This is a genomic window from Leifsonia sp. RCC_180, from assembly GCF_058138205.1.
Genome location: NZ_CP200340.1, coordinates 539,213 through 560,955 on the forward strand (window position 1 = coordinate 539,213; position 21,743 = coordinate 560,955).

The following is a 21,743-nucleotide window of genomic DNA, read 5'->3' on the forward strand; positions in this document are numbered from 1 at the left end:
AGGGGCTCTGCGGGCTGACAACCGCGCGGCACGTGCGGAAGCGCTCGGGGACCCGAGGTCCGGAAGGGCGCGACGCGAAGCGCGGGTGTGCCGGGCGACCATGGCGGGCATCCAGGGGTGGGCGTCGGGGAACGCCCGGGGGTTGAGGGCTGGATGCGCGCCTGCGCGGCACGGACGGCTGTCGATGCCGTCGGAAATGAACCCTAGGCGCTGTTTCTGGACGGTTCGGGCATAGAGCCTGGCAAAGTCGTGTACGCGTCACCGACCGGCGACGGTCTCCTCCACCTCGACGGCGGCCTCCGCTTCGTCCATCCGGCGGTTCGTCACCCACATCATCGGGATGAGCTGGAGGACGACGAGACCGCCCATGATGAGGAACACCAAGCGTACGCCGAGGAGCTGCCCGATGATGCCGCCGGCCGCAGCGCCCAGGGGCATCGTGCCCCAGGCGAGCAGTCGGTATGCGCTGTTCAGGCGGCCCAGCAGCCGGGTCGGCGTGATCCGCTGACGGAGCGAGACGGTGATGACGTTCCAGATGGACACGGTCACGCCGCCGAGCAGCAGGCCCGCGCCGATGATGAACGGGTTGTCGGTGAACCCGGGCGTCGCCACGGTGAGGAGCGAGCCAAGGATGGCGATGACCAGCGCGCGCGATCGGCCGAGAAGCCGCTCCGCCGGTTCGGCGAGGAAGGTGCCCAGCACGCTTCCGATGGCGGATGCGGTCAGCAGCAGGCCGTAGGCCGGGTCGGTCAGCTGCATCGCCGACTGCGGGCCGACGGCGTAGAGCACGAAGACGGTGAAGACGGCGGAGCTGGCGAAGTTGAAGACGCCGACCATGATCGCGAGCGTCCGGAGCAGTGTGCTCCCGCGCAGGAACCGGAGACCCTCGGCGATATCTGCGCGGATGGTGGTCGGTCCGCTCCGCTCGGCGCGGAATCGGCCACGGAGGAGCAGCAGGACGCCGATCGCCGCGACCCACAGCAGCACGGGTGTGCCGAAGGCGAGCGCGACGCCCGCCGCCACGAGGAACCCGCCCAGCGGCGGCCCGATGAACTGGTTGGCCGTGAGCTCGGCAGCGTACAGGCGGCCGTTGGCTCGGGAGAGGCGGTCGCGCGGCACCAGCTGCGGAAGGATCGATTGCGCCGACGTGTCGTAGATCGTCTCGGCCACGCCGATGCAGAGGGCCGCCGCGTACAGCAGCCAGATAGAGCCGGCGCCGGTGAGGGACACGATGGTCAGGCAGGCGAGGAACAGGGCGCGGGCGCCGTTGGCGACCAGCATGAGTCGGCGGCGGTCCAGGCGGTCGGCCAGGGCGCCCGCGGTGAGGGCGAAGAGCAACCAGGGGAGGGTGAAGGCGAAGCCCAGTCCGGCGATCAGCGCGGGGGAGTCGGTGTAGCGCACGGCGACCAGCGGCAGCGCGACCTTCATCACGCCGTCGGCGAGGTTGGAGAGCCCTGCGGACGTCCACAGCTTCGCGTACGCACTCCCGAGTCCTGCTGTCATGCGCCCAGCCTGACACGGAGATTGAGAAAACTCAATCGATGTGAGGAATCCCAATTGGGCGACTACAGTGGGCCCATGACCGACGATCGCCGCGCCGACCCGGACGCCAAGCGGCGCCCGGCGACACCGCAGGAGTTGAAAGCGATGTCCCACCCGCTGCGCGTCCGCATCCTGCGACTCTGCGGCGACAACGTGCTCACCAACAAGCAGCTGGCCGACCGGCTCGGCGTCGACCCGGGGACCGTCTACTACCACGTGCGCCAGCTCGTCGATGCGGGCTTTCTCGAGCCCGCCGACGTGCGGACGGGCGAGAGCGGCGCGCTCGAGAAGCCCTACCGGTCCACCGGTCGCACCTGGTGGCTGTCCGTATCCCTCGACGACCTCGACCTCAGCCAGGGCCTCGCCCCGGTGGATGCGTTCCAGCAGGAGCTGGCCGAGGCCGGGCCCGAATCGATCGCCACCTACGCGCGGTTCTCCCTGCACCTGTCGCCGGAGGACATCGCGGAGCTCGATCGCCGCATCGTCGCCGTCATCGACGAGTACGTCGAGACCGATCGTGAGCGGTCGCACCTGCCGGCGCACGGCGGGATCTTCCTGATGCACCGCGCTGCGAAGGGAAAAGACCCGGGATCATCCGATCCCGGGTCTTCGGTGGGGTGAGTAACGGGGCTTGAACCCGCGACCTCCTGGACCACAACCAGGCGCTCTACCAACTGAGCTATACCCACCATGGCGCCCCGCGAGCCTGTCGGCCCTCGAAGCAACTCATCGATTCTAGCCCATCAAGGGAGCCCATTTTTCCACCACACCCGCGGCCAGCGCCTGGGTGTCTTCGGTGGTGGGGCCGGGCGGGGCGACGAACGCGGCGGACCGGTAGTACTCAAGCTCGCGGATCGACTCGAGGATGTCGGCGAGCGCGCGATGGCCGCCGTTCTTCTCCGGTGCGTTGAAGTAGATGCGTGGGAACCAGCGTCGGGCGAGCTCCTTGATCGAAGAGACGTCGACGTTGCGGTAGTGCAGGTGGTTGTCGAGGCGCGGCATGTACTTGGCGATGAACATGCGGTCGGTGCCGATCGTGTTGCCGGCGAGCGGAGCGGTGCGTGCGGTCGGCGCGAACTTCAGCACGTACTCCAGCACCTCGTACTCGGCCTCGGCCAGGCTCTTGCCGTTCGGGATCTCCTCGATGAGGCCCGAGGTGGTGTGCATCTGGCGCACGAACTCACCCATGTTCTCCAGCGCCGACGCGTCGGGCTTGATGACGATGCTGAGGCCGGGGTCGAGCACGTTCAACTCGAAGTCCGTGATCACGACCGCGATCTCGACCAGCTCGTCGACCTCGAGGTCGAGGCCGGTCATCTCGCAGTCGATCCAGACCAGTCGATCCGAGGAATTAGCCATACCCGCGAGTCTAGTAGGGGCCTCCGACAGGGCCGGTCACGCGCTGCGGCACCGGGAGCTTGGGCCCCATCCCGTCGCCGGCGGAGACGTGGCGGAGCCGCCGGCCGATCCACGGGATGGCGTACACGCGCAGCCACGTGCGCAGCGGGACGGAGTCCGGAGGGGTCGGCGGCTCGTGAGATGCGGCCGTCTCCGGGCCGCCGATCTCGGCGTACGGAACCCCGAGCGCGTGCGCCGCATGCGTTGCCAGCAACCGGTGCCCACGCGTGCTGAGGTGCACACGGTCGGACGCCCACATCGCCGGGTCGCGGAACTCCCGAACACCCCACACATCGAGCACCACGGCGCGCTGGTCGCGCGCGATGCTCCAGATGTTCGCGTTGAACACGGCGGCCCGGCCGCGGAAGGGCTTGAGGAAGAAGGCGAACTGAGGGTCGAAGATGTTCGCGAGCAGCACCGTCGCGCCCGACACCCGCAGAGAACGGATGCCGTCCTCGAGCCGCGCGGCAAGCGCGTCCGGATCGGCGGCCGGGCTCATCAGGTCGTTTCCGCCGATCATCACGGAGACGAGGTCCGGACGCAGTTCCAGGGCATGCGGGATCTGCGCATCCACGACGTCGGCGATGCGGCGCCCGCGCACGGCGAGGTTCGCGAACTCGACGGTCGCGCCGGCGAGCCGCGCGTCGCCGTCGAGGATGCCGGCCAGGCGGTCGGCCCAGCCGAGGAACGCCTCCGGCTGTCCGGGCGCGTGGTCGCACAGGCCCTCGGTGAGCGAGTCTCCGAGGGCGACGTATCGCGTGAAGGTCGTTCGGCTCACGTCTCGATTGTGTGCGCACCACAGGCGAACCGCCCCGCCGCAGGGCCCGCAGCGCTGGATGGTCGCCGCGATTTCTCCCGACGTACACTGGCGAGGTGGATTCGACACCGGCCGTTGTCCCGGAGGCCACCGGGAACGCGCAACTGACGCTGTACACATCGGCCTTCTGCGAGCCCTGCATGCAGACGCGCGCAGTGCTTTCGGAGGCCGCCCGGCTCGCCCCGCGGGTCGCGGTGACCGAGTTGGATGTGGCACGCAACAGCGAGCGCGCCGAGCAGGACCGCATCCGCGTAACGCCCACCGTCATCGTGCACGGCGCCGACGGCAGCGAGGTCTTCCGCGCCGAGGGCGTTCCGACCCTCGCCCAGGTGCTGGCCGCCGCCGCCAAGGCGCTCTGAGGCCCGACATCATCCCTGGCACGGTCCGCGACTGGCGCGCATTTCGGCCTTCGCCCACCGTCCCTGAGTGGGCTTGATCCCGAAATCGGTGTCCGCTAAGTGAACTCGGGGCTTCTGCCGACGTTCCTTGCTGGACATTGCCCAGGCTTCACGCCCCGTCGCATATCTCAGGCGTCGGTTCGATGTTGCTCGGGGATTGCGGACACCCGTCCGGGCGATGACGTCCAGATTCAATAGCGTGGGTTATTCGTCGCATCTGGACTGAGGGAGGAAGCGGATGACTACCAATGGGAGAACGAAGGCGAAGCGCACACTGTCACGAGGCCGAAGAGGGAATCGCGTCATGGCGGCGCTGGGTCTTGTGGCAGCGCTCCTCACCGCCACTGCCGGATGCTCGTTCATTGGAGACATCGTGGAACAGCAACACGTCACACCACAACAGAGTTTGAAGTACCAGAGGGATGAAGCGCTGCGTTTCATCAAATACCAGCCGAATGTGGAGATCATCACCTACACCAGCGCGGGCGGCAGACTCGGATCAGGTGAGTGGGCTACGGGCGCATTCGTGACAATTGGCGGCAAGCAATACCGACAAAGCATTGGTACTGGCGGTTTTGGTGGCGAGGAGTTGCCCGACACTCCGCCTTCGTATTCCCCTGGTCCAGTGACAGTGAACTACAGCGATGGAACGTCTGAGGTGCTGCGATGACCACCGCTGAGGACTACGAATCGATTGCCAAATGGGTATACAGGGTTGACCCGCTTTGGCCGCAGGCTCACATCCAAAGAGACGACACGTTCCACACCGGGGACGATGGATCCAAGCAGGAGTGGAAGGTGATCGATGTTGCCGCGAATGCTCAGAATGGCTTTCAGGGGATGGCGGTGGTCCCCTTTGTTCACGGAAAGCCGGACTATTCCCACATCTGTATTGCGTATGCGGGGACGAATTTCGATGACCTGAATGATGTCGGCGCGGATTTGTCGTTGGTCGGCTTCGGGAACACGCGGGCCGGGTCGCAGGCTGTCGATGCGATGACGTTCGCTGCGAAGGTAGCGGCGGATACCCCGGGGGCGTCGTTCGAGACGGCCGGGCATTCCCTTGGAGGGTTTCTGGCGTTGTACGTGGCGGCGGAGAATCGGCTGCGTGCGACCGCGTTCAACGCCCCGGACGCGTCAGACGTGCTTTCGCCGGAGGCGAAGGCTTGGGTGAAGAAGAACCAGGCCGGGGCGGACAAGCCGTTGCGGAACTTCGTGAACGAGTTGGATACCGTCGGTAATCTCAAGCCCGATGGGATGAACGCCCGTATTCCTGTGGCGGATGAGCCGGGCAGGGACTTGGTGGACTACCACAACCTGGGCAGGGGCAATGCCTACGGGTTCGATGCCAAGGGCGAGATCATCGGCGCGGGTGTCGGCTCGGTCGACTACGGAGTGATCCTGTACAACCTGGGTCAGACGGGTGCCGCGCACGCGTACTGGGCTGCTGAGGGCAATTCCCGGTACGGGAAGGTGCTGGTCGCGATGGAGCCGGCGACCGCGCTGGCGAACACGATCGGCGGGCTGGCCGAGGAGCTGCGCGCCATCAAGTCCGCGAACAATGCGGTGGAGGATGAGATGGAAGCGCAACTGCGCAGCGCGAAGAACCTCTACATCCTTCTTCACAGCTCAGTCATGGGCACTGATATCGAAACCTGCGTGGCCACGCATCGGCTGCACGTACACGAGAACCTCGATCGGCACAAGGTCGCCGAAGTCAACACACTCGTGGACCGGCACCTCACGTTAGTAAGCGCCCTGCACGACGGCATCCACAACACCGTGGTCAACGCCCTGGTCCAAGACGGACGGGCGGCCGCCGGTTTCACCGGGCAGCAGCCCAGAAAGTAGCGACAATGAGCCTCAGCAAGCCCCTCGACGACATCCTGACCGAACACTCCGACCCGGACATGGCGCTGGCCGCGATCAACGCCGAAATCCGACGCACCACCCTCAACGCTCTCAACGGGGCCCTGCCCCTGGATGTCCACAGCCGCTATGCCGCTATCAGAGAGGAGTCAGCTTGCGGCGGTCGAGAAGGCATCCCTGTACATCCATCTCACTCTGACCGAGGCGAAGATCGACGGCATCCTCGCCGGGGCGGTCGGCGAGAAAGTGAAGGAAGGCATCGCCGAGCTGACCACCCACAACGATTACACCCAGGGAATCGCGAGCATCACCCGATGAGCCACACCTCTCTCGGCGCACTCGAAGAGGCACAACAGGACGCCACCGCAGCAGCGAGACGCCGCATCGAGGAAGCGGAACAGTACCTCCACTACTACCGCGCGGAACTATTTCGGATCCAAGAGACCGCATACCAACTCGCCACCCAACAGGGCATCGCCAACCACCCCGACTTCCGAATCGTGCTGGAGAGAGTGTCCGACGACATCAACCAGAACATCCACGGCGGAACTCAGGCCATCGGACGCCTCGACGAAGACCTCACCGCCATGACCAGGCAACACCTTGAAGAACGCGAACAGTTCCTCACCCAACAGAGGTAGGACAGCGGGTTCAAGCCCCGTTACTCACCCCACTCCAGAAAGGGCCGGACTTCTCGAGTCCGGCCCTTTCTGCATCCCCGCCAGCCCCCACCGTCGAGTCCGCGAACTTTGCACGTTTTGGCGCTCCGGGCGTGCAAAGTTCGCGGACTCGATGACGGGGGAGCGAGCGCATTGAGAGTGCCCCCGGCAGGAATCGAACCTGCGACCAAGAGATGAGAAGCACCGCGAGAGCTGCTCCCAGTGCCCCCGGCAGGAATCGAACCTGCGACCAAGAGATGAGAAGCACCGCGAGAGCTGCTCCCGGTGCCCCCGGCAGGAATCGAACCTGCGACCAAGAGATTAGAAGGCTCCTGCTCTATCCGCTGAGCTACGGGGGCGGCACATCCACGATACCGGAGGCGCGCAGGGCGCCCCGTCAGAGCGTTGCGCCGCTTTTGCCCGCGCGGGTGACGATCGCGATGACGGGCCGGCGGCCGCGCAGCCCGAACTGCAGCCGGAGGCTCGCCTGGCGGGCGATCAGCACGGCGACGACGGCGGCCGCCGCTGCGGGCACCAGCCCCGAGATCGCCATGGCGATGTGCGGCCCGACCTGCTCGACGATCCAGCCCATGAGGGGTCCGCCGAGCGCCTGCCCACCGAGCAGCACCAGGATGTAGAGGGAGATGACCCGTCCGCGGATCTGCACGTTCGACGACATCTGCACGAGGGAGTTCGCCGCCGTGATGAACAGCAGGTTGCCGATCCCGACGCACACCAGCAGGAGCCCGAAAGTCAGCTCACCGGGCGCGAACCCGGCCACCGCCTGCACCACACCGAGGGCCGCAGCCGTGCCGACCACCATCGAGAGCCGCACGCTGGTCCGGCGGGTCGATGCGAGCGCCCCGGTGAGTGCACCGGCCGCGACGAGGGCGTTGAACATCCCGTAGCCCTGCGCGCCCACGTGGTAGACGTTGTTCGCGTACGCCGCCAGGAACACCGGCATGTTGAAGGCGAAGACGGCGATCACGGCGACCATCACGACCGTCCAGAAGATGACGGGCTTGCGCCGCACGTAGCGCATCCCCTCCTTCAGCTGGCCTTTGCCGCGCGGGGCCGCCGGGGAGGCGTGCAGCTCCGAGCGCTTCAAGGTGGCGACCGCAAAGACCACGGCGAGACAGGCGACGGCGTTGATCGCGAACGACCAGCCGCCGCCGACCGCGGTGATCAGGATGCCGCCGAGGGCGGGCCCGATCAGTCCACCCAGCTGGAAGATGGAGGAGTTGAGGCTGATCGCGTTGCGCAGATACTTCGGGCCGACCAGCTCGTTGACGAACACCTGCCGGGCAGGGTTGTCGACGACGGTGACGAGCCCGAGCATGAACGAGATCGCGTACACGTGCCACACCTCGATCACGCCGGTGAGGGTGAGCACCGCGAGCAGGCCGGCGAGCCCAGCCGCGCACGATTGCGTTATGACGAGCAGGCGCTGCTTGGAGTACCGGTCAGCGATCACGCCGCCCCAGAGGCCGAAGAGCAGCATAGGCGTGAACTGCATGAAGACGGTCACGCCGACGGCGGCGACGCTCCCGGAGAGCTGGAGCACCAGCCAGTCCATCGCGATCCGCTGCATCCACACGGCTGTGTTGGCGACCAGGTTGCTGGCGGCGAACCGGCGGTAGTTCGGCACTCGCAAGGAGGCGAAGGTCTCGCGCCACGGCGGTCGGGCGGAGAGGACCGGCATGGGTCCGGTGGGCGGGGCCGCTGCGGGGGAGTGCGCCACGTGCGTGTTACCTCGATGTCGTCGCTGGTTCCGTATGAAGTCTCGTTATCGACCCTACGCAACCGGCGCTATTGTTGGAGCCGATCACGGCTATAAGTCCCATTGGCTTTTCGAATGGATGCGCGAATGTTCGATCCTGTCCTGCTGCAGACCTTCCTCGCGGTCGCCGACACCCGGAGCTTCACCAAGGCGGCCGGCCGGCTCGGCATCAGCCAGCCGACGGTGAGTCAGCACATCCGGAAGCTCGAACAGGCGGCGAAGCGGCAGCTGATCGCGCGCGACACCCGTGAGGTGCGGCTGACCGACAACGGGGATGCGATGGCCGGCTTCGCCCGCACGATCCTCGCGGCGCACGCCGAAGCAGAGAGCTACTTCAGCGGTTCGGCGATGCGCGGGCGGCTGCGGTTCGGCGCGGCGGACGACCTCGCCATCACGACGCTCCCGCGCGTCCTGCGCCACTTCCGGCAGCAGAATCCGCAGATCAACCTCGAGCTGACCGTCGATCAGTCCGCTCCGCTCCACCGGAAGCTGAAGGCCGGCCAGCTCGACCTGATCTTCATCAAGCAGACGCCGGGCACCACCGAGGGCGCGGTCGTCGCCACCGACGAGCTCGTCTGGATGGGGCAGGAGAAGACCATCCTGGATCCCGACGGACCAGTGCCGCTCATCTCCTATCAGGGGCCGAGCCTCAGCCGTCAAGTGGCGATCGATGCCTTGGAGGACGCGGGCCGCACCTGGCGGATCACCTGCAACACCCGCGAGGTGAACGGCGTGCTGGCGGCAGTGCGCGCGGGCATCGGCGTCGCGGTGTTCCCCCGCTCGCTCATCCCGACGGACCTGATCAAGGTGACGAACCGCTTCGGGCTTCCGGACCTCGGCCACGTCGACTTCACGCTGCTCTCGAACCCGTCGGCGGCACGGGAGCCGGTGGATGCGCTCACCACGGCGATCCTGGCGCGGGCGGTGAGCCGGGTGGCGTGAGCCGGGTGGCGTGAGCCGGACCGGCTCGGGCCGGGCCGCCTGACGCGCTAGCGGCTAGCCCTCGATCGGCACCGCATCCGGGTCGGCCGGGCGCACTCCGCCGTCGGATGAGCGGCGTCGCAGCGTCAGCGCGATCAGCGGGTACAACAGCACCGACAGCATCCCGGCGCCGACCAGTGCCGTCGCCGTGCCGACGGGGAGGTCATGCTCCCGCACTCCGATCGCCGTCACCGCGACGATGATGGGCAGACCCGTGGCGCTGAACAGGGTGAACGAGGCTCGGTCGCGGAACGTCGATCCCGGCGGAACGGAGAACGAGGACGCGGGAATGCCTCGGACCAGGATGAGAAGGACGAGGAAGATCGGCAGCAGGATCAGGGCCCGCGGATCGGTGACGAGCGCCTGCAGGTCGAACCCGATCCCCGTGTTGATGAAGAAGACCGGCACGAGCACGCCGAACGCCACGGCCTCCAGCTTGCTCTCGATGTGGTGGGCGTCCGCCGGCTCCGCCCCGGCCAGCAGGATGCGGCACAGCACGCCCGCGGCGAAGGCGCCGAGCAGCATGTCGAGGCCGACGGCGATGCTCAAGCCGACAAGGGCGGCGATGACGAGCACGACGAACCGCACGGCGAACTGCCCGCTGGTGTGCAAGGTCGCCCGCACGAGAGCGTGGAAGCGCGGGTGCACTCCTCGGGAGGCGAACCAGATCGCTCCTCCGGCGATTATTGCGAAGCCGATCAGCACCAGTGCCGCTGCGAGAGGCTTGCGTCCGCTCAGAAACAGCGAGATAGCGAGGAGCGGCCCGAACTCGCCCACCGCGCCGACCGCCGTGAGAGCCCGGCCGAACGGCGTGCGGAGCTCGCCGGCGTCGCGCAGCACCGGCATCAGAGTCCCGAGCGCGGTCGAGGTGAGCGCGATGCCGATGTAGACACCCCTGATCAGCTCGCCGGCGATGAGCGTCGCGAGCACGACGGCGAGAACCAGGGACAGCACCCAGCTGAGGGATGCCCGACGCAGGTGGCGGGCTCCGATCGCCGCGAAGTCGATCTCGTTGCCCGCCATGAAGAAGAGGAAGGCGAGGCCGAAGTTGGCGACCATATCCAGCGCGTCGGTCTCCGGTATCCAGCCGAGCACGCTCGGACCGAGCAGCAGCCCGAGGACGATCTCGAAGACGACCAGCGGGATCTTCGCGAAGCGCCCCACCGCGGTCGTGAGGAGCGCAGCGCCCACGGCCAGCAAAGGCACGAGCACGATGGTGGAGACGTGGGCGTCCATGCGCCGCATGGTAGCGAGGAGCAGCGCACCGGCGGCAGACCTCTGTCGCGCGAGGTGCTCGCACGAGGTGTTCACACGTCCGAAATCCGGCGGGGATATGGTGGCGTCATGCGCGAACTGCAGGCACAGATCATCGAAGAGCTGAACGTCCGTCCGGAGGTCGATCCGGCCGCCGAGGTGGAGCGGCGGGTCGGGTTCCTCGTCGACTACCTCCGCTCGACCGGGGCCGCCGGGTTCATCCTCGGCATCAGCGGTGGACAGGACTCCACCCTCGCTGGGCGCCTGACACAGCTAGCAGTCGAGCGGCTCGCCGCCGACGGAACGGACGTCGATTTCGTGGCCGTCCGCCTCCCGTACGGAGTGCAGCGCGACGAGGAGGACGCGCAGCTCGCGCTCTCGTTCATCCGGCCCAAGAGCTCGGTCGTGTTCAACATCCAGCGCGGCACCGACGGCGTCGAGGACGAGTACGCGGACGCCGTCGGCGAACCGATGACCGACTTCGTCAAGGGCAACGTCAAGGCGCGCATCCGCATGGTGGCGCAGTACGGCATCGCGGGTCAGCGCGGACTTCTCGTGATCGGCACGGACCATGCAGCGGAGGCGGTCACAGGGTTCTTCACCAAATACGGCGACGGCGGGACGGACATCCTCCCGCTGAGCGGTCTCACCAAGCGTCAGGGCAAGCAGCTGCTCCGCTTCCTGGATGCGCCGGCGCGGCTGTACGAGAAGGCGCCGACCGCCGACCTGCTCGACCTGAACCCGGGCCAGACCGACGAGGACAACCTCGGGCTCTCCTACGAGGACATCGACGACTTCCTGGAGGGCAAGGACGTGTCGGACGAGGTGGCCGAGGCTCTCGAGGCGCGGTACCGGTCGACCGAGCACAAGCGGCAGCCCCCGGCGAGCATGTTCGACACCTGGTGGGGTGAAGGCAACTACAGTCTGTGAACGACGAAGGGCGCCGGCGTGAGGCCGGCGCCCTTCGTTTCGGGTGGAGTGTGTGCCGCGTGCGCGGCGAGGGTCAGACGGGCTGGCCCAGACGCGTCGTGGGGGACGTGTCCTGGTTCTGAGTACCGGCCGCTGCGGTCGCAACGAACGGGTTCGGATCGGCAGGCTGGTCGGCCGTGGGCGTCGCGGCTGCCGCTGCTGTCGCTGCACCGGCGGGCGCCGTGTACTGCTCGTGGTGCTGCTGCGCGACCCACGCATCCTGCTGGTCGATCAGCGTGCGGTCGGGCTCGTTGCTCTCGAACCGCCACCGCTCCAGGTCGTTCTGGAAGATCTTGCGGGCGCGCCGCGGGCTGTTCTGCCACTCGAGCAGGCGGTCGCGGAACTCGGCGATGGCCGGGTCCAGCTGGTAGCCGAAGGTCGCCGAGGCGCGCTTCATCTCGGCGAGCTGGTGGCCCGCCCAGTTGGCGGCGAGCCCCGCGCTCTTGATCGGCAGGAGGCGGACCATGATGTCGGCCTGCCCGACCGCGCGGTCGGAGAGCACCTGCTCGCCCGGGGTGAGCGAGTTCCACACGGAGGCCTCGGTCGCCGCGTCGACGAGCGCGGCGATCGCGGACGCCTTCTGGGCGCGGTCGGTACGGGAGAGCAGGCCCTTCAGGGCGCCCCGGGCGATCCACGCGGCGATCAGGCCGGAGAGGATCACGGCGACCGCGAGGACCGCCGCGTTGAAGAGGGCCGGCCGTGCGGCCGGCGACGTGAGCCAATCGACGAAGTCATTCCACCACTGCATGCCGTGATGGTAACGGCCATCCAGCGGTCGACCGGGGACCGCGGGCGTCGTGTCGCCAAGCCGGGCATCGTGCGGGCCGAAAACGTTCGCGCAAGAATGGTGTCAGCGGATCGAGAGGACGACTCATGCAGACCTTCGTGGTGGCCGGCGGATGCTTCTGGTGCCTGGATGCGGTGTACCGCGTCCTGCGAGGCGTGCAGGATGTGGTGTCCGGCTACACCGGCGGAATCACCGTGGAGCCGAGCTACGAGGACGTGTGCACCGGCCGCACCGGGCACGCGGAGGCGGTTGCGGTGACGTTCGACCCCGAGGTGATCCCGCCGGAGGTCATCCTCGACGTGTTCTTCACGCTGCACGACCCGCGGCAGCTGAACCGGCAGGGCAACGACGTCGGCACCCAGTACCGCTCGGCGATGTTCTACGACAGCGAGCACCAGCGTGAGCTGTTCGAGGCTGCACGCGAACGTGCCTCCGAGTACTGGGATGGAGGCATCGTCACCACGATCGAGCCGCTCGGCCCGTTCTACCGCGCCGAGGAGTACCACCAGGACTTCTTCGCCAAGAACCCTGGGCAGGGCTACTGCCTCGCGGTGGCGCTCCCCAAGGTGAACAAGATCCGCGCCTCGTACGCCGACTATGTGGCGGCGTGATTCCGTCCCCCTTCCTGCTCCTGGGCTGATTCTCCACAGAGTGCGCTTGCTGCCGGGTCCGCTCCTCCGGCGGCCGCGAAAGTGGTTGCGGGCCCACCACAGCGGTGGGTCCGGAAGGGGAGACCAATGTCCGACACCGTCGCCGTTCGCGGCTTCGTCGCCACCGATCCGCGCCACCTCGTGACCGAGGGCGGCCTGCCGATCACGAGCTTCCGGCTCGAGACCACGCATCGCCGCTACAACCGCCAAGCGTCGTCCTGGGAGGACGGCGGCAGCAACTGGTACACCGTGAGCGCGTTCCGCCGGCTGGCGGTGAGCGCCGCGGACTGCATCGCGAAGGGCGACCCCGTCCTCGTGTCCGGTCGGCTCTGCTTGAGGGAATGGACAGGCGACAAGCAGGGCATGACGGTGGAGATCGAGGCCGAGTCGATCGGGCACGACCTGACCTGGGGGCGGTCGGAGTTCACCCGGGCGGCGGCTGGAGAGGGAGCGGCCGAGCCGGCGGCCGAAGGGAACGAGAATGCGGCCACCCCTCCCGAGGGAATCCCAGCGGCCGCCCCGTAGGATTCGGGGCATGCCGTTCTCCGTGGGCCGCCGGGCCAGACCGTTCGCCGTGTCCGCGCTGGCGTCGGTGGCGGGTCTGACCGTGGCGCTGGCGCTGACGGGATGCACGGGTGGACCGGCCCCGACGGCATCCCAGACAGCGGCGCCGACCGTCGCGACGGCGACGGCGACTCCGACGGCGCCGACCCCCGCACCCATCGCGCTGGTGCCCGGCGGCACCGCCCAGGAGAACCTGCCGTTCTTCGACAAGGTCAATCAGGCGACATTGGCTGCGAATCCCAATGCGCAGGGCCGCGATTTCATCGACGCCCTGGTAGCGGCCGGTTTCACGAAGGCCGACATGCAGGTGACCGTCGATACGACGACGATCGGGCTGAAGGCGAACTCCATCCAGTTCTCGGTGCGAATGGGCGACACCTGCCTGATCGGCCAGAACGGAGCCGACGCCAGCGGCTACTCCAGCCTGGTCGCACCTGCACTGTCCACCGGGGCGTGCCTCATCGGAGACACCCGCCCGATCGACTGGTAGATCACGGACCGCCCCGGCGCGATCCCTGAACATTGCGGCCTTTCGGCCCAATTAGAATGGATGTCATGGCCGAATACATTTACTCGATGGTGCGCGCCCGCAAGGCGGTCGGCGACAAGGTGATCCTCGACGACGTCACGATGGCGTTCCTGCCCGGAGCGAAGATCGGCGTGGTGGGACCGAACGGCGCCGGTAAGTCCACCATCCTGAAGATCATGGCCGGTCTGGACACGCCCTCCAACGGCGAGGCCAAGCTGAGCCCGGGCTTCAGCGTCGGCATCCTCATGCAGGAGCCCCAGCTCGACGAGAGCAAGACGGTGCTCGAGAACGTGCAGGAGGGCGTGGGCGAGATCAAGGAGAAGGTCGACCGTTTCAACGAGATCTCCGGTCTCCTCGCAGACCCCGACGCCGACTTCGACACCCTGCTCGCCGAGATGGGCACCCTGCAGGAGCAGATCGACGCCGCCGACGCCTGGGACCTCGACTCCCAGCTCGAGCAGGCGATGGATGCGCTCCGCTGCCCGCCGGCCGACTGGCCGGTCAACACGCTCTCCGGTGGCGAGAAGCGCCGTGTCGCCCTGTGCCGTCTCCTGCTGCAGAAGCCGGACCTCCTGCTCCTCGACGAGCCCACCAACCACCTCGACGCCGAGAGCGTGCTCTGGCTCGAGCAGCACCTGGCCAAGTACCACGGTGCCGTGCTCGCCGTGACCCACGACCGGTACTTCCTCGACCACGTTGCCGAGTGGATCGCCGAGGTCGACCGCGGTCACCTGTACCCGTACGAGGGCAACTACTCGACGTACCTCGAGAAGAAGCGCGAGCGCCTGGAGGTCCAGGGCAAGAAGGACGCCAAGCTCGCCAAGCGCCTCACCGAGGAGCTCGACTGGGTGCGCAGCAACTCGAAGGGCCGTCAGGCGAAGTCCAAGGCGCGCCTCGCCCGCTACGAGGAGATGGCTGCCGAGGCGGAGCGCACCAGGAAGCTCGACTTCGAGGAGATCCAGATCCCGCCGGGTCCGCGCCTCGGACAGATCGTCATCGACGCGAAGAACCTCGAGAAGGGCTTCGCGGATCGCAAGCTCATCGACGGCCTCACGTTCACCCTTCCGCGTAACGGCATCGTCGGCGTCATCGGCCCGAACGGCGTCGGCAAGACGACCCTGTTCAAGACGATCGTCGGCCTGGAGCCGCTCGACGGCGGAGACCTGAAGGTCGGCGAGACCGTCCAGATCTCGTACGTCGACCAGTCTCGCGGCGGCATCGACCCGAAGAAGAACGTGTGGGAGGTCGTCTCCGACGGGCTCGACTACATCCAGGTCGGCAAGACCGAGGTGCCGTCGCGCGCGTACGTCTCCACCTTCGGGTTCAAGGGACCGGACCAGCAGAAGAGGGCAGGCGTCCTCTCCGGTGGTGAGCGCAACCGCCTCAACCTCGCGCTGACGCTCAAGCAGGGCGGCAACCTGCTGCTCCTCGACGAGCCGACCAACGACCTCGACGTCGAGACGCTCTCCAGCCTCGAGAATGCGCTCCTCGAGTTCCCCGGGTGCGCAGTGGTCATCACCCACGACCGGTGGTTCCTCGACCGGATCGCGACGCACATCCTGGCGTACGAAGGCACGGAGGAGAACCCGGCCGACTGGTATTGGTTCGAGGGCAACTTCGAGGCGTACGAGGAGAACAAGGTCGAGCGTCTCGGGCCGGACGCCGCCAAGCCGCACCGTTCGGCGTACCGCAAGCTCACCCGCGACTGAAGCCGCGGCCGATGCGACTCCACGTTCCGATAAAGCTCCGCTGGAGCGACCTCGACGCCTACGGGCACGTCAACAACGCCGAGATGCTGCGCCTCCTCGAAGAGGCGCGCATCGAGGCGTTCTGGGCGACCGATGACACAGGCGAAGGCAGCGGAGAGGCCGTCGGCGGCTCCACGGCGGTGCTCGACGGCCGCCCGGGAGCGGACACGCTGACGCTGATCGCGCGGCAGGAGATCGAATACCTCGCGCCCATCCCGTACCTCCGGCAGCCGCTGGACGTGCAATTGTGGCTCGGGCGGCTCGGTGGAGCGAGCCTCGAGGTCTGCTACGAGGTGTGGTCGCCCGACGGCACGGAACCGCGGACGCTGTTCACCCGCGCGGCGACCACCATCGTGCTCGTCGACGCGAACAGCCAGCGGCCCCGGCGCATCAACGAGCGGGAACGGGACGCCTGGACGCCCTACCTCGACGAGCCGGTGCAGTTCACCAAGAGGGCCTGACGCGCATCAGGGCGTCGGTGCCGGCGTCGTCGGCAGCCGGCGTCGTCGGCAACGGCATCGGGCTGAACGAGTTGGCGAGACCTACTCGGTGACCGTGACCGAGTCGCCGGAGACCTTCGCCGACAGCTTGGGCAGCGGGTCGCGCGCGGGCCCGTTCAGCACATCCCCGGTCGAGGCGTCGAAGCGCGAGCCGTGGCATGGGCAGTCGAACTCCTTGCCCTGCGGCGCCACCGTGCATCCCTGGTGCGTGCAGACGGCGCTGAACGCGACCACCTGACCGGCGGAGGGCTGCGAGACGACGATGGGCTTGCCTCCGAGCGTCGCCGACACCGCACCGCCCACCGGGATGGACGCGAGCGACACCTCGGTCGCCCCGCCCCCGCCGCCGGAGGATGAGCCGTTCGCGTCGTTCGCCCCGCCCGGCGTACAGGCGGCGAGGAGCAACGCGCCGGCGGAGGCCCCGCCGATCGACATGAGAGTGCGGCGGGTGAGCGGTGCGTGGTCGTTCATTCGGATTCCTCCCGATCGGTGGATGCGTCTTCTACGGTATTCACGAGACAGTCCTGCGGTCGGTTCACACGATGGCGTGTGAACCTTTCCGCGGGCTGCATCGTGTAAGTGATGGAGGTGAACATGCCGGAGGAGGACGCCCGACTGCTGCGCGAGCTGCACGATCAGCACGCGCAGGCCGTCTGGCGATACGTCGTGCACCTCACCGGCGACCGTGCGATGGCCGACGATGTGGTGCAGGAGACGCTCCTGCGCGCCTGGCGCAAGCCGTCCGTGCTGGACCAGTCGCAGCAGTCCGCCCGCACATGGCTCTTCACCGTCGCGCGGAACATCGTCATCGACTCACGGCGCAGCGCCCACTACCGCCATGAGTTCGGCACAGACACCCTTCCTGAGCGCCCGTCGCCGGACAGCGAAGCCGACGCGGTCCTCGACTCCTGGCTGGTCTCCGACGCGCTGGCGGAACTCAGCGCCGAGCACCGGTCCGTCATCGTCCACGCGTACTACGGCGGCCGGTCCGTCGCCGAGATCGCCCGAGAGCTCGACATCCCGGAGGGCACCGTGAAATCCCGCCTCCACTACGGTCTGCGTGCCCTTCGGCTCGCGCTGCAGGAGAGAGGGGTGACCGAGCGATGACGAGCCACGACGACTTCGCCACGTGGGATGCGGCCTACATTCTCGGCGCGCTCTCGCCCACCGAGCGCCGCGAGTACGAGGCGCACCTGCGCGAGTGCGAACGCTGTGCCGAAGCGGTCGGCGAGCTCGCCGGCATGCCCGGCATCCTGAGCCGTGTGCCGCGCGAGCAGGCGATGGCGTTGCTCGGCGAGGATGCCGCGATGGCGGCGGACGCGGAAGGAGCGGTCGAGCAGGGTCCTGGTCCTGACGTCCTGCCGTCCCTGCTGCACCGGGTGCAGCGTCGCCGAGTGCGCTCCCGCTGGCTCGTCGCCGCCCTCTCCGCCGCAGCGGCCGCCGTGGTGGTCGGTATCGGCGCTTTCCTGCTCCCTGCGGCACTGCATCCCGACAGCACGCCCGTGGCCAGCGTCGTGATGCACCAGGTCGAGCCGAGCGCTCTCACCGCCGACCTGCGGCTGACCGAGGAGCCGTGGGGCACCCGCATCGACTCGAAGTGCCGCTACGCCCGCGTCGGCGCCGCGGACGGCGGCCACACCTGGACGTACGCCATGGTCATCACCGACCGTGCGGGAAAGCAGCACGAGATCTCGACCTGGACCGCGGACGAGGGCACCACGGCGACGCCGGTCGCGACGACGAGCATCCCGCTGTCCGATATCGCCTCAGTGGACATCCGGTCCGCAGGTGACGGCACCGTCCTGCTGCGCAGCACCTTCGAGTAGCGTCCGCCGCGCGGCGGGCGGGCTCAGTCCTCCGCCTGCGGCAGGCGGATGGTCGCCTCCTGTGCGACGCTCGCCACCAGCCGGCCGTCGCGGCTGAAGATGCGCCCGTGCGAGAGGCCGCGCCCGCCGCCCGCGGTGGGTGATTCCTGCACGTAGAGCAGCCATTCGTCCACCCGTGCCGGGCGGTGCCACCACATCGCGTGGTCGAGGCTCGCGGCCTTCAGCCCTGGGGTCGCCCAGGCGATGCCGTGTCGGCGCATCACCGACTCCATGATCGTGTAGTCGCTGGCGTAGGCGAGCGCTGCCCGGTGGAGGCCGGGGTCGTCCGGCATGTCGCCGATCGTCCGGAACCACACGGCCTGCTGCGCCGCGTGCTCGCCCTCGACCGAGACGTAGATCGGGGAGGTGACATGACGCATGTCGAATGGCCGCTGACTGGCCCAATACTGGGCGACGGGATGCCGCACATCCTCCAGCGAGGACGCGGTCGAGGGCAGGCTCTCGGGGTCCGGAAGTCCCTCCGGCATCGCGTCCTGGTGCTCGAATCCCGTGTCCTCGGTCTGGAAGGAGGCGATCATCGACAGGATCGGCAGCCCGTTCTGGTACGCCTGCGTGCGCCGCGTCGAGAAGGAACGGCCGTCGTGGATGCGGTCCACCGAGAACGTGATCGGGAAGTTCACGTCGCCCGGCCGCAGGAAATAGCCGTGCATCGAGTGGATGTTGCGGTCCGCCTCGACCGTGCGTGTCGCGGCCACGATGGACTGTGCGAGCACCTGTCCGCCGAAGACGCGGCCCAGCGGCATCCACTGGGACGGACCGGTGAAAATGTCTTCACTGGTGCGGGCGCCGGTGTCGGTCAGATCGAGCGCGGTCAGGAGAGAAGCCAAGGGCTCGGTCACGGTGCCTCCAAGTCGGTGGTCTGTTGGTAGTTTAGACAACCGATGAGCCAGTCGTTTTCTCTAGTGGACGCCCTCGCTGTCGCCGATCTGCAGACGTATCTGTCGAGGGCGGCCCGTGTCGAGGAGGGATCCGTGCGCCTGATCGCCGGTTCCGGGGTCCTGGCCGTGTACACGGCGATCCTGTACCCGCGGGGTCTCCTCGACGAGACGCCGACCGTGCTGGGCCTGCGCACCTTCGCGACCCGCGGCGACGTGGAGTTCGACGCGGTCGTGCCGGTCCGCTCGCTGCTCGACCGGGTCGCGCGCGCCCGGGAGGGCGCCGAGGCGGCGGCGGCGGCTGCGGCGGGGGAGGCGGGGGAACCGGACGCCGGCCCGGTCGAGATCCGGCTGCCGCTCGAGGTCTCCACGGTCACCTGGGCGGGCATCTCGCCGCCGCGGGGCGGCTGGCAGAAGGTCGGCGAGACCACGTCCGCGCTGCTGCAGTCGACCGCGCAGGCAGGCGTCGCCGAGGTCGCGGAGGCCGTGCCGACGGGAACAGGGGAGCAGCTCGTGCAGCGGGTGCGGGCGGAGGTGTGGGGCCGTCCGATCGACGGCCTGGAGTACATCCCGAGCGGTGCCGCCTTCGCAGCGGACAGCCTCGGCTTCGTCGGCGACGACGACCCGGTCACCATCCACGAGACCGGCACCTGGACGCGCCTCACGACCCGCCGCGGCCACACGCTGGTGCGCCGCGTCTCCTGGTCCCTCCGCCGCTAGCCCGTCCCGCCAGCTGCTCCCACCCTCCCGACCCGCCCCAAGCCAACAGCTCCTGAGTTTTTCGCCTCGAATCGTCGATTTCGCGCGAAAAAGTCAGGAACTGTTGGATGGGGTCGTTGGGGAAGCGAGACGGGACGGGCGCGGAAGACTGGAGCGAGCGGCGGTCAGGCGCGCGCGGCCGCGCGGCCGGCCTGGCGTCCCGAGAACAGGCACCCGCCTAGGAAGGTGCCCTCGAGGGCCCGGTAGCCGTGCATCCCGCCCCCGCCGAATCCGCTCGCCTCGCCCACGGCGTAGAGGCCGGGCACCACAGCGCCGTCCGTGCCCAGCACCCGCCCGTCGAGGTCCGTCTCGATCCCGCCGAGACTCTTCCGGGTCAGGATGTGCAGCTTCACCGCGATGAGCGGGCCGGCGGACGGGTCGAGGAGTTTGTGCGGCGATGCGACGCGGATGAGCCGGTCGCCGCGGTACTTCCGCGCCGACCGCACCGCGGCCAGCTGGAGGTCCTTGCCAAACTCGTTGTCGAGCTGCCGGTCGCGCTCGTGCACATGGCGGGCGACGAGCTCGGTGTCGAGCGGGACGTCGGCGATCCGCTGCATACCGGCAAGGAGTTCGTCCAGCGTGTCGGCGACCACGAAGTCGGCGCCCTTCTCTTTGAACGCCTCGACCGGCCCCGGCGCACCGGGCGCAACGCGCTTGGCAAGCAGGCGCACATCCTTGCCGGTCAGGTCCGGGTTCTGCTCGCTGCCCGAGAGCGCGAACTCCTTCTCGATGATCTTCTGCGTAAGCACGAACCAGCTGTAGTCCGAGCCGGTGCGCCGCAGGTGCTCGAGCGTCCCGAGCGTGTCGAAGCCGGGGAAGAGCGGCGAGGGCAGGCGGTCGCCGCGCGCGTCGAGCCACAGAGACGACGGACCGGGCAGGATGCGGATGCCGTGCCGCTCCCACACCGGATCCCAGTTCTGGATGCCCTCGGTGTAGTGCCACATCCGGTCGCCGTTGATCAGGTGCGCGCCCGCCGTCTCGGCGATCCCGAGCATCCGGCCGTCGACGTGCGCGGGCACCCCGGAGAGCATCGACGCGGGCGGAGTCCCCAGACGCTGCGGCCAGGCAGCCCGCACGAGGTCGTGGTTGCCGCCGATACCGCCCGAGGCGACGATGACGACGCGCGCCCGCAGCTCGAAGTCGCCGACGAGGTCCCGGTTGCTCGGCGCCCCGCGCTCGGCCGAATCGGGTGCGAGGACGGCACCGCGGACTCCGACCACACGGCCGCTCTCGACGATGAGCTCGTCGACGCGATGACGGTTCCGGATGACCGCGCGCCCGGTCGCCGCCGCCGACTGCACCCGGCGTGCGAACGGCTCGACCACTCCCGGTCCCGTTCCCCACGTGATGTGGAACCGCGGCACCGAGTTGCCGTGACCGCCGGCCATCCCGCTGCCGCGTTCCGCCCATCCGACGACGGGGAAGAACCGGACACCCTTCTCGTGCAGCCAGGCGCGCTTCTCGCCCGCGGCGAACTGGAGGTACGCCTCAGCCCACTGCCGCGGCCAATGGTCCTCGTCGCGGTCGAATCCTGCTGTGCCGAACCAGTCGTCGCGCGCGAGGGCGAGCGAGTCGTGCACGCCCATCCGCCGCTGCTCGGGGGAGTCGATGAGGAATAGTCCGCCGAAGGACCACCACGCCTGCCCGCCGAACGACGCGGACGGCTCCTGCTCCACGATCGTCACGCGCCGGCCGGCGTCCAGGAGTTCGGACGCGGCGACGAGGCCCGCAAGCCCCGCGCCGACGACGATCGCGTCGGGTTCGTAGGTCATCCGTGT

General features: G+C 68.4%; 25 protein-coding genes and 2 tRNA genes. 16 read left to right on the forward strand and 11 right to left on the reverse strand.

The genetic code is table 11. The annotated features are described in order from the left end of the window. Positions 1 to 258: 258 nt before the first annotated feature. A complete protein-coding gene (locus tag AB7E03_RS02680; RefSeq protein ID WP_489939071.1) occupies positions 259 to 1,503 on the reverse strand; it encodes an MFS transporter in 1,245 nt (414 codons plus the stop codon). 75 nt (positions 1,504 to 1,578) lie between these two features. On the opposite strand from AB7E03_RS02680, the gene AB7E03_RS02685 reads away from it, so the two are divergent. Next, entirely contained in the window at positions 1,579 to 2,163 is a 585-nt protein-coding gene (locus AB7E03_RS02685; protein ID WP_489939073.1) for an ArsR/SmtB family transcription factor, read from the forward strand. Here AB7E03_RS02685 and AB7E03_RS02690 read toward each other — a convergent pair. The 3 genes from AB7E03_RS02690 to AB7E03_RS02700 form a co-directional block, all read right to left on the reverse strand. Continuing rightward, a tRNA-His gene (locus AB7E03_RS02690) sits at positions 2,156 to 2,231 on the reverse strand. The genes AB7E03_RS02685 and AB7E03_RS02690 overlap by 8 nt on opposite strands. 46 nt (positions 2,232 to 2,277) lie before the next feature. After that, a complete protein-coding gene (gene orn, locus AB7E03_RS02695; protein ID WP_489939075.1) occupies positions 2,278 to 2,901 on the reverse strand; it encodes an oligoribonuclease in 624 nt (207 codons plus the stop codon). A gap of 10 nt (positions 2,902 to 2,911) precedes the next feature. Next, entirely contained in the window at positions 2,912 to 3,718 is an 807-nt protein-coding gene (locus AB7E03_RS02700) for an SGNH/GDSL hydrolase family protein (protein ID WP_489939077.1), read from the reverse strand. A gap of 95 nt (positions 3,719 to 3,813) precedes the next feature. Here AB7E03_RS02700 and AB7E03_RS02705 point away from each other — a divergent pair, with 95 nt between their 5' ends. The 5 genes from AB7E03_RS02705 to AB7E03_RS02725 all read left to right on the forward strand — a co-directional run bounded on the left by AB7E03_RS02705 (position 3,814) and on the right by AB7E03_RS02725 (position 6,665). After that, positions 3,814 to 4,116: a thioredoxin domain-containing protein gene (locus AB7E03_RS02705; RefSeq protein ID WP_489939079.1), complete on the forward strand. Its 303-nt coding sequence runs from the start codon at positions 3,814 to 3,816 to the stop codon at positions 4,114 to 4,116. 343 nt (positions 4,117 to 4,459) lie between these two features. Next, the gene (locus AB7E03_RS02710; protein ID WP_489939081.1) at positions 4,460 to 4,825 is read left to right on the forward strand and encodes a hypothetical protein; all 366 of its coding nucleotides are present in this window, start codon (positions 4,460 to 4,462) and stop codon (positions 4,823 to 4,825) included. Next, on the forward strand, positions 4,822 to 6,006 hold the full coding sequence (locus AB7E03_RS02715) for a DUF6792 domain-containing protein (protein WP_489939083.1): 1,185 nt from the start codon (positions 4,822 to 4,824) through the stop codon (positions 6,004 to 6,006). Before AB7E03_RS02710 ends, AB7E03_RS02715 begins: the two co-directional genes overlap by 4 nt. Positions 6,007 to 6,153: 147 nt before the next feature. Continuing rightward, positions 6,154 to 6,342, forward strand: coding sequence for a hypothetical protein (locus tag AB7E03_RS02720; RefSeq protein ID WP_489939085.1), 189 nt, complete (start codon positions 6,154 to 6,156; stop codon positions 6,340 to 6,342). Beyond that, positions 6,339 to 6,665 (forward strand): hypothetical protein, encoded by a 327-nt coding sequence (locus AB7E03_RS02725; RefSeq protein WP_489939087.1) that lies wholly within the window; start codon positions 6,339 to 6,341, stop codon positions 6,663 to 6,665. Before AB7E03_RS02720 ends, AB7E03_RS02725 begins: the two co-directional genes overlap by 4 nt. Before the next feature lie 304 nt (positions 6,666 to 6,969). Here the strand turns inward: AB7E03_RS02725 and AB7E03_RS02730 are convergent. Next, a tRNA-Arg gene (locus AB7E03_RS02730) sits at positions 6,970 to 7,042 on the reverse strand. A 38-nt stretch (positions 7,043 to 7,080) separates the two neighbouring features. Then, a complete protein-coding gene (locus AB7E03_RS02735; protein WP_489939089.1) occupies positions 7,081 to 8,385 on the reverse strand; it encodes an MFS transporter in 1,305 nt (434 codons plus the stop codon). 165 nt (positions 8,386 to 8,550) lie between these two features. Here AB7E03_RS02735 and AB7E03_RS02740 point away from each other — a divergent pair, with 165 nt between their 5' ends. After that, complete coding sequence (locus tag AB7E03_RS02740) at positions 8,551 to 9,405, forward strand: LysR substrate-binding domain-containing protein (protein ID WP_441782445.1); 855 nt, start codon at positions 8,551 to 8,553, stop codon at positions 9,403 to 9,405. Positions 9,406 to 9,459: 54 nt separating this feature from the next. Here the strand turns inward: AB7E03_RS02740 and AB7E03_RS02745 are convergent, their stop codons facing one another. Next, positions 9,460 to 10,680, reverse strand: a complete 1,221-nt coding sequence (locus AB7E03_RS02745) for a cation:proton antiporter (protein WP_489939091.1) — start codon at positions 10,678 to 10,680, stop codon at positions 9,460 to 9,462. Between the two features lie 108 nt (positions 10,681 to 10,788). On the opposite strand from AB7E03_RS02745, the gene nadE reads away from it, so the two are divergent. After that, complete coding sequence (gene nadE, locus AB7E03_RS02750; RefSeq protein WP_489939093.1) at positions 10,789 to 11,628, forward strand: NAD(+) synthase; 840 nt, start codon at positions 10,789 to 10,791, stop codon at positions 11,626 to 11,628. 73 nt (positions 11,629 to 11,701) lie between these two features. On the opposite strand, the gene AB7E03_RS02755 is transcribed toward nadE, so the two are convergent. Then, the gene (locus tag AB7E03_RS02755; protein WP_489939095.1) at positions 11,702 to 12,415 is read right to left on the reverse strand and encodes a hypothetical protein; all 714 of its coding nucleotides are present in this window, start codon (positions 12,413 to 12,415) and stop codon (positions 11,702 to 11,704) included. 125 nt (positions 12,416 to 12,540) lie between these two features. Here AB7E03_RS02755 and msrA point away from each other — a divergent pair, with 125 nt between their 5' ends. The 5 genes from msrA (at position 12,541) to AB7E03_RS02780 (ending at position 16,406) form a co-directional block, all read left to right on the forward strand. Then, positions 12,541 to 13,065 (forward strand): peptide-methionine (S)-S-oxide reductase MsrA, encoded by a 525-nt coding sequence (gene msrA, locus AB7E03_RS02760; RefSeq protein ID WP_489939097.1) that lies wholly within the window; start codon positions 12,541 to 12,543, stop codon positions 13,063 to 13,065. A gap of 126 nt (positions 13,066 to 13,191) precedes the next feature. Next, positions 13,192 to 13,629 carry a single-stranded DNA-binding protein gene (locus tag AB7E03_RS02765; protein WP_489939099.1) on the forward strand — a complete coding sequence of 146 codons (438 nt, stop codon included), beginning with the start codon at positions 13,192 to 13,194 and terminating at the stop codon, positions 13,627 to 13,629. Positions 13,630 to 13,639: 10 nt separating this feature from the next. After that, positions 13,640 to 14,158, forward strand: coding sequence for a DUF6993 domain-containing protein (locus AB7E03_RS02770; RefSeq protein WP_489939101.1), 519 nt, complete (start codon positions 13,640 to 13,642; stop codon positions 14,156 to 14,158). Positions 14,159 to 14,223: 65 nt separating this feature from the next. After that, entirely contained in the window at positions 14,224 to 15,906 is a 1,683-nt protein-coding gene (gene ettA, locus AB7E03_RS02775; RefSeq protein WP_489939103.1) for an energy-dependent translational throttle protein EttA, read from the forward strand. A gap of 11 nt (positions 15,907 to 15,917) precedes the next feature. Beyond that, a complete protein-coding gene (locus AB7E03_RS02780; protein ID WP_489939105.1) occupies positions 15,918 to 16,406 on the forward strand; it encodes an acyl-CoA thioesterase in 489 nt (162 codons plus the stop codon). 81 nt (positions 16,407 to 16,487) lie between these two features. Here the strand turns inward: AB7E03_RS02780 and AB7E03_RS02785 are convergent, their stop codons facing one another. Continuing rightward, positions 16,488 to 16,916 (reverse strand): QcrA and Rieske domain-containing protein, encoded by a 429-nt coding sequence (locus AB7E03_RS02785; RefSeq protein WP_489939107.1) that lies wholly within the window; start codon positions 16,914 to 16,916, stop codon positions 16,488 to 16,490. A 123-nt stretch (positions 16,917 to 17,039) separates the two neighbouring features. On the opposite strand from AB7E03_RS02785, the gene AB7E03_RS02790 reads away from it, so the two are divergent. Both AB7E03_RS02790 and AB7E03_RS02795 read left to right on the forward strand, forming a co-directional pair. Then, positions 17,040 to 17,552, forward strand: coding sequence for a sigma-70 family RNA polymerase sigma factor (locus tag AB7E03_RS02790; RefSeq protein WP_489939109.1), 513 nt, complete (start codon positions 17,040 to 17,042; stop codon positions 17,550 to 17,552). Next, complete coding sequence (locus tag AB7E03_RS02795) at positions 17,549 to 18,271, forward strand: anti-sigma factor family protein (protein WP_489939111.1); 723 nt, start codon at positions 17,549 to 17,551, stop codon at positions 18,269 to 18,271. The genes AB7E03_RS02790 and AB7E03_RS02795 overlap by 4 nt, the downstream gene beginning before the upstream one ends. 23 nt (positions 18,272 to 18,294) lie before the next feature. Here AB7E03_RS02795 and AB7E03_RS02800 read toward each other — a convergent pair whose 3' ends face one another. Continuing rightward, a complete protein-coding gene (locus tag AB7E03_RS02800; protein ID WP_489939113.1) occupies positions 18,295 to 19,170 on the reverse strand; it encodes an acyl-CoA thioesterase in 876 nt (291 codons plus the stop codon). A gap of 42 nt (positions 19,171 to 19,212) precedes the next feature. On the opposite strand from AB7E03_RS02800, the gene AB7E03_RS02805 reads away from it, so the two are divergent. After that, the gene (locus AB7E03_RS02805) at positions 19,213 to 19,926 is read left to right on the forward strand and encodes a DUF8185 domain-containing protein (RefSeq protein ID WP_489939115.1); all 714 of its coding nucleotides are present in this window, start codon (positions 19,213 to 19,215) and stop codon (positions 19,924 to 19,926) included. Between the two features lie 164 nt (positions 19,927 to 20,090). Here the strand turns inward: AB7E03_RS02805 and AB7E03_RS02810 are convergent, their stop codons facing one another. Next, a complete protein-coding gene (locus AB7E03_RS02810; protein WP_489939117.1) occupies positions 20,091 to 21,737 on the reverse strand; it encodes an FAD-binding dehydrogenase in 1,647 nt (548 codons plus the stop codon). Between the last annotated feature and the right edge of the window lie 6 nt (positions 21,738 to 21,743).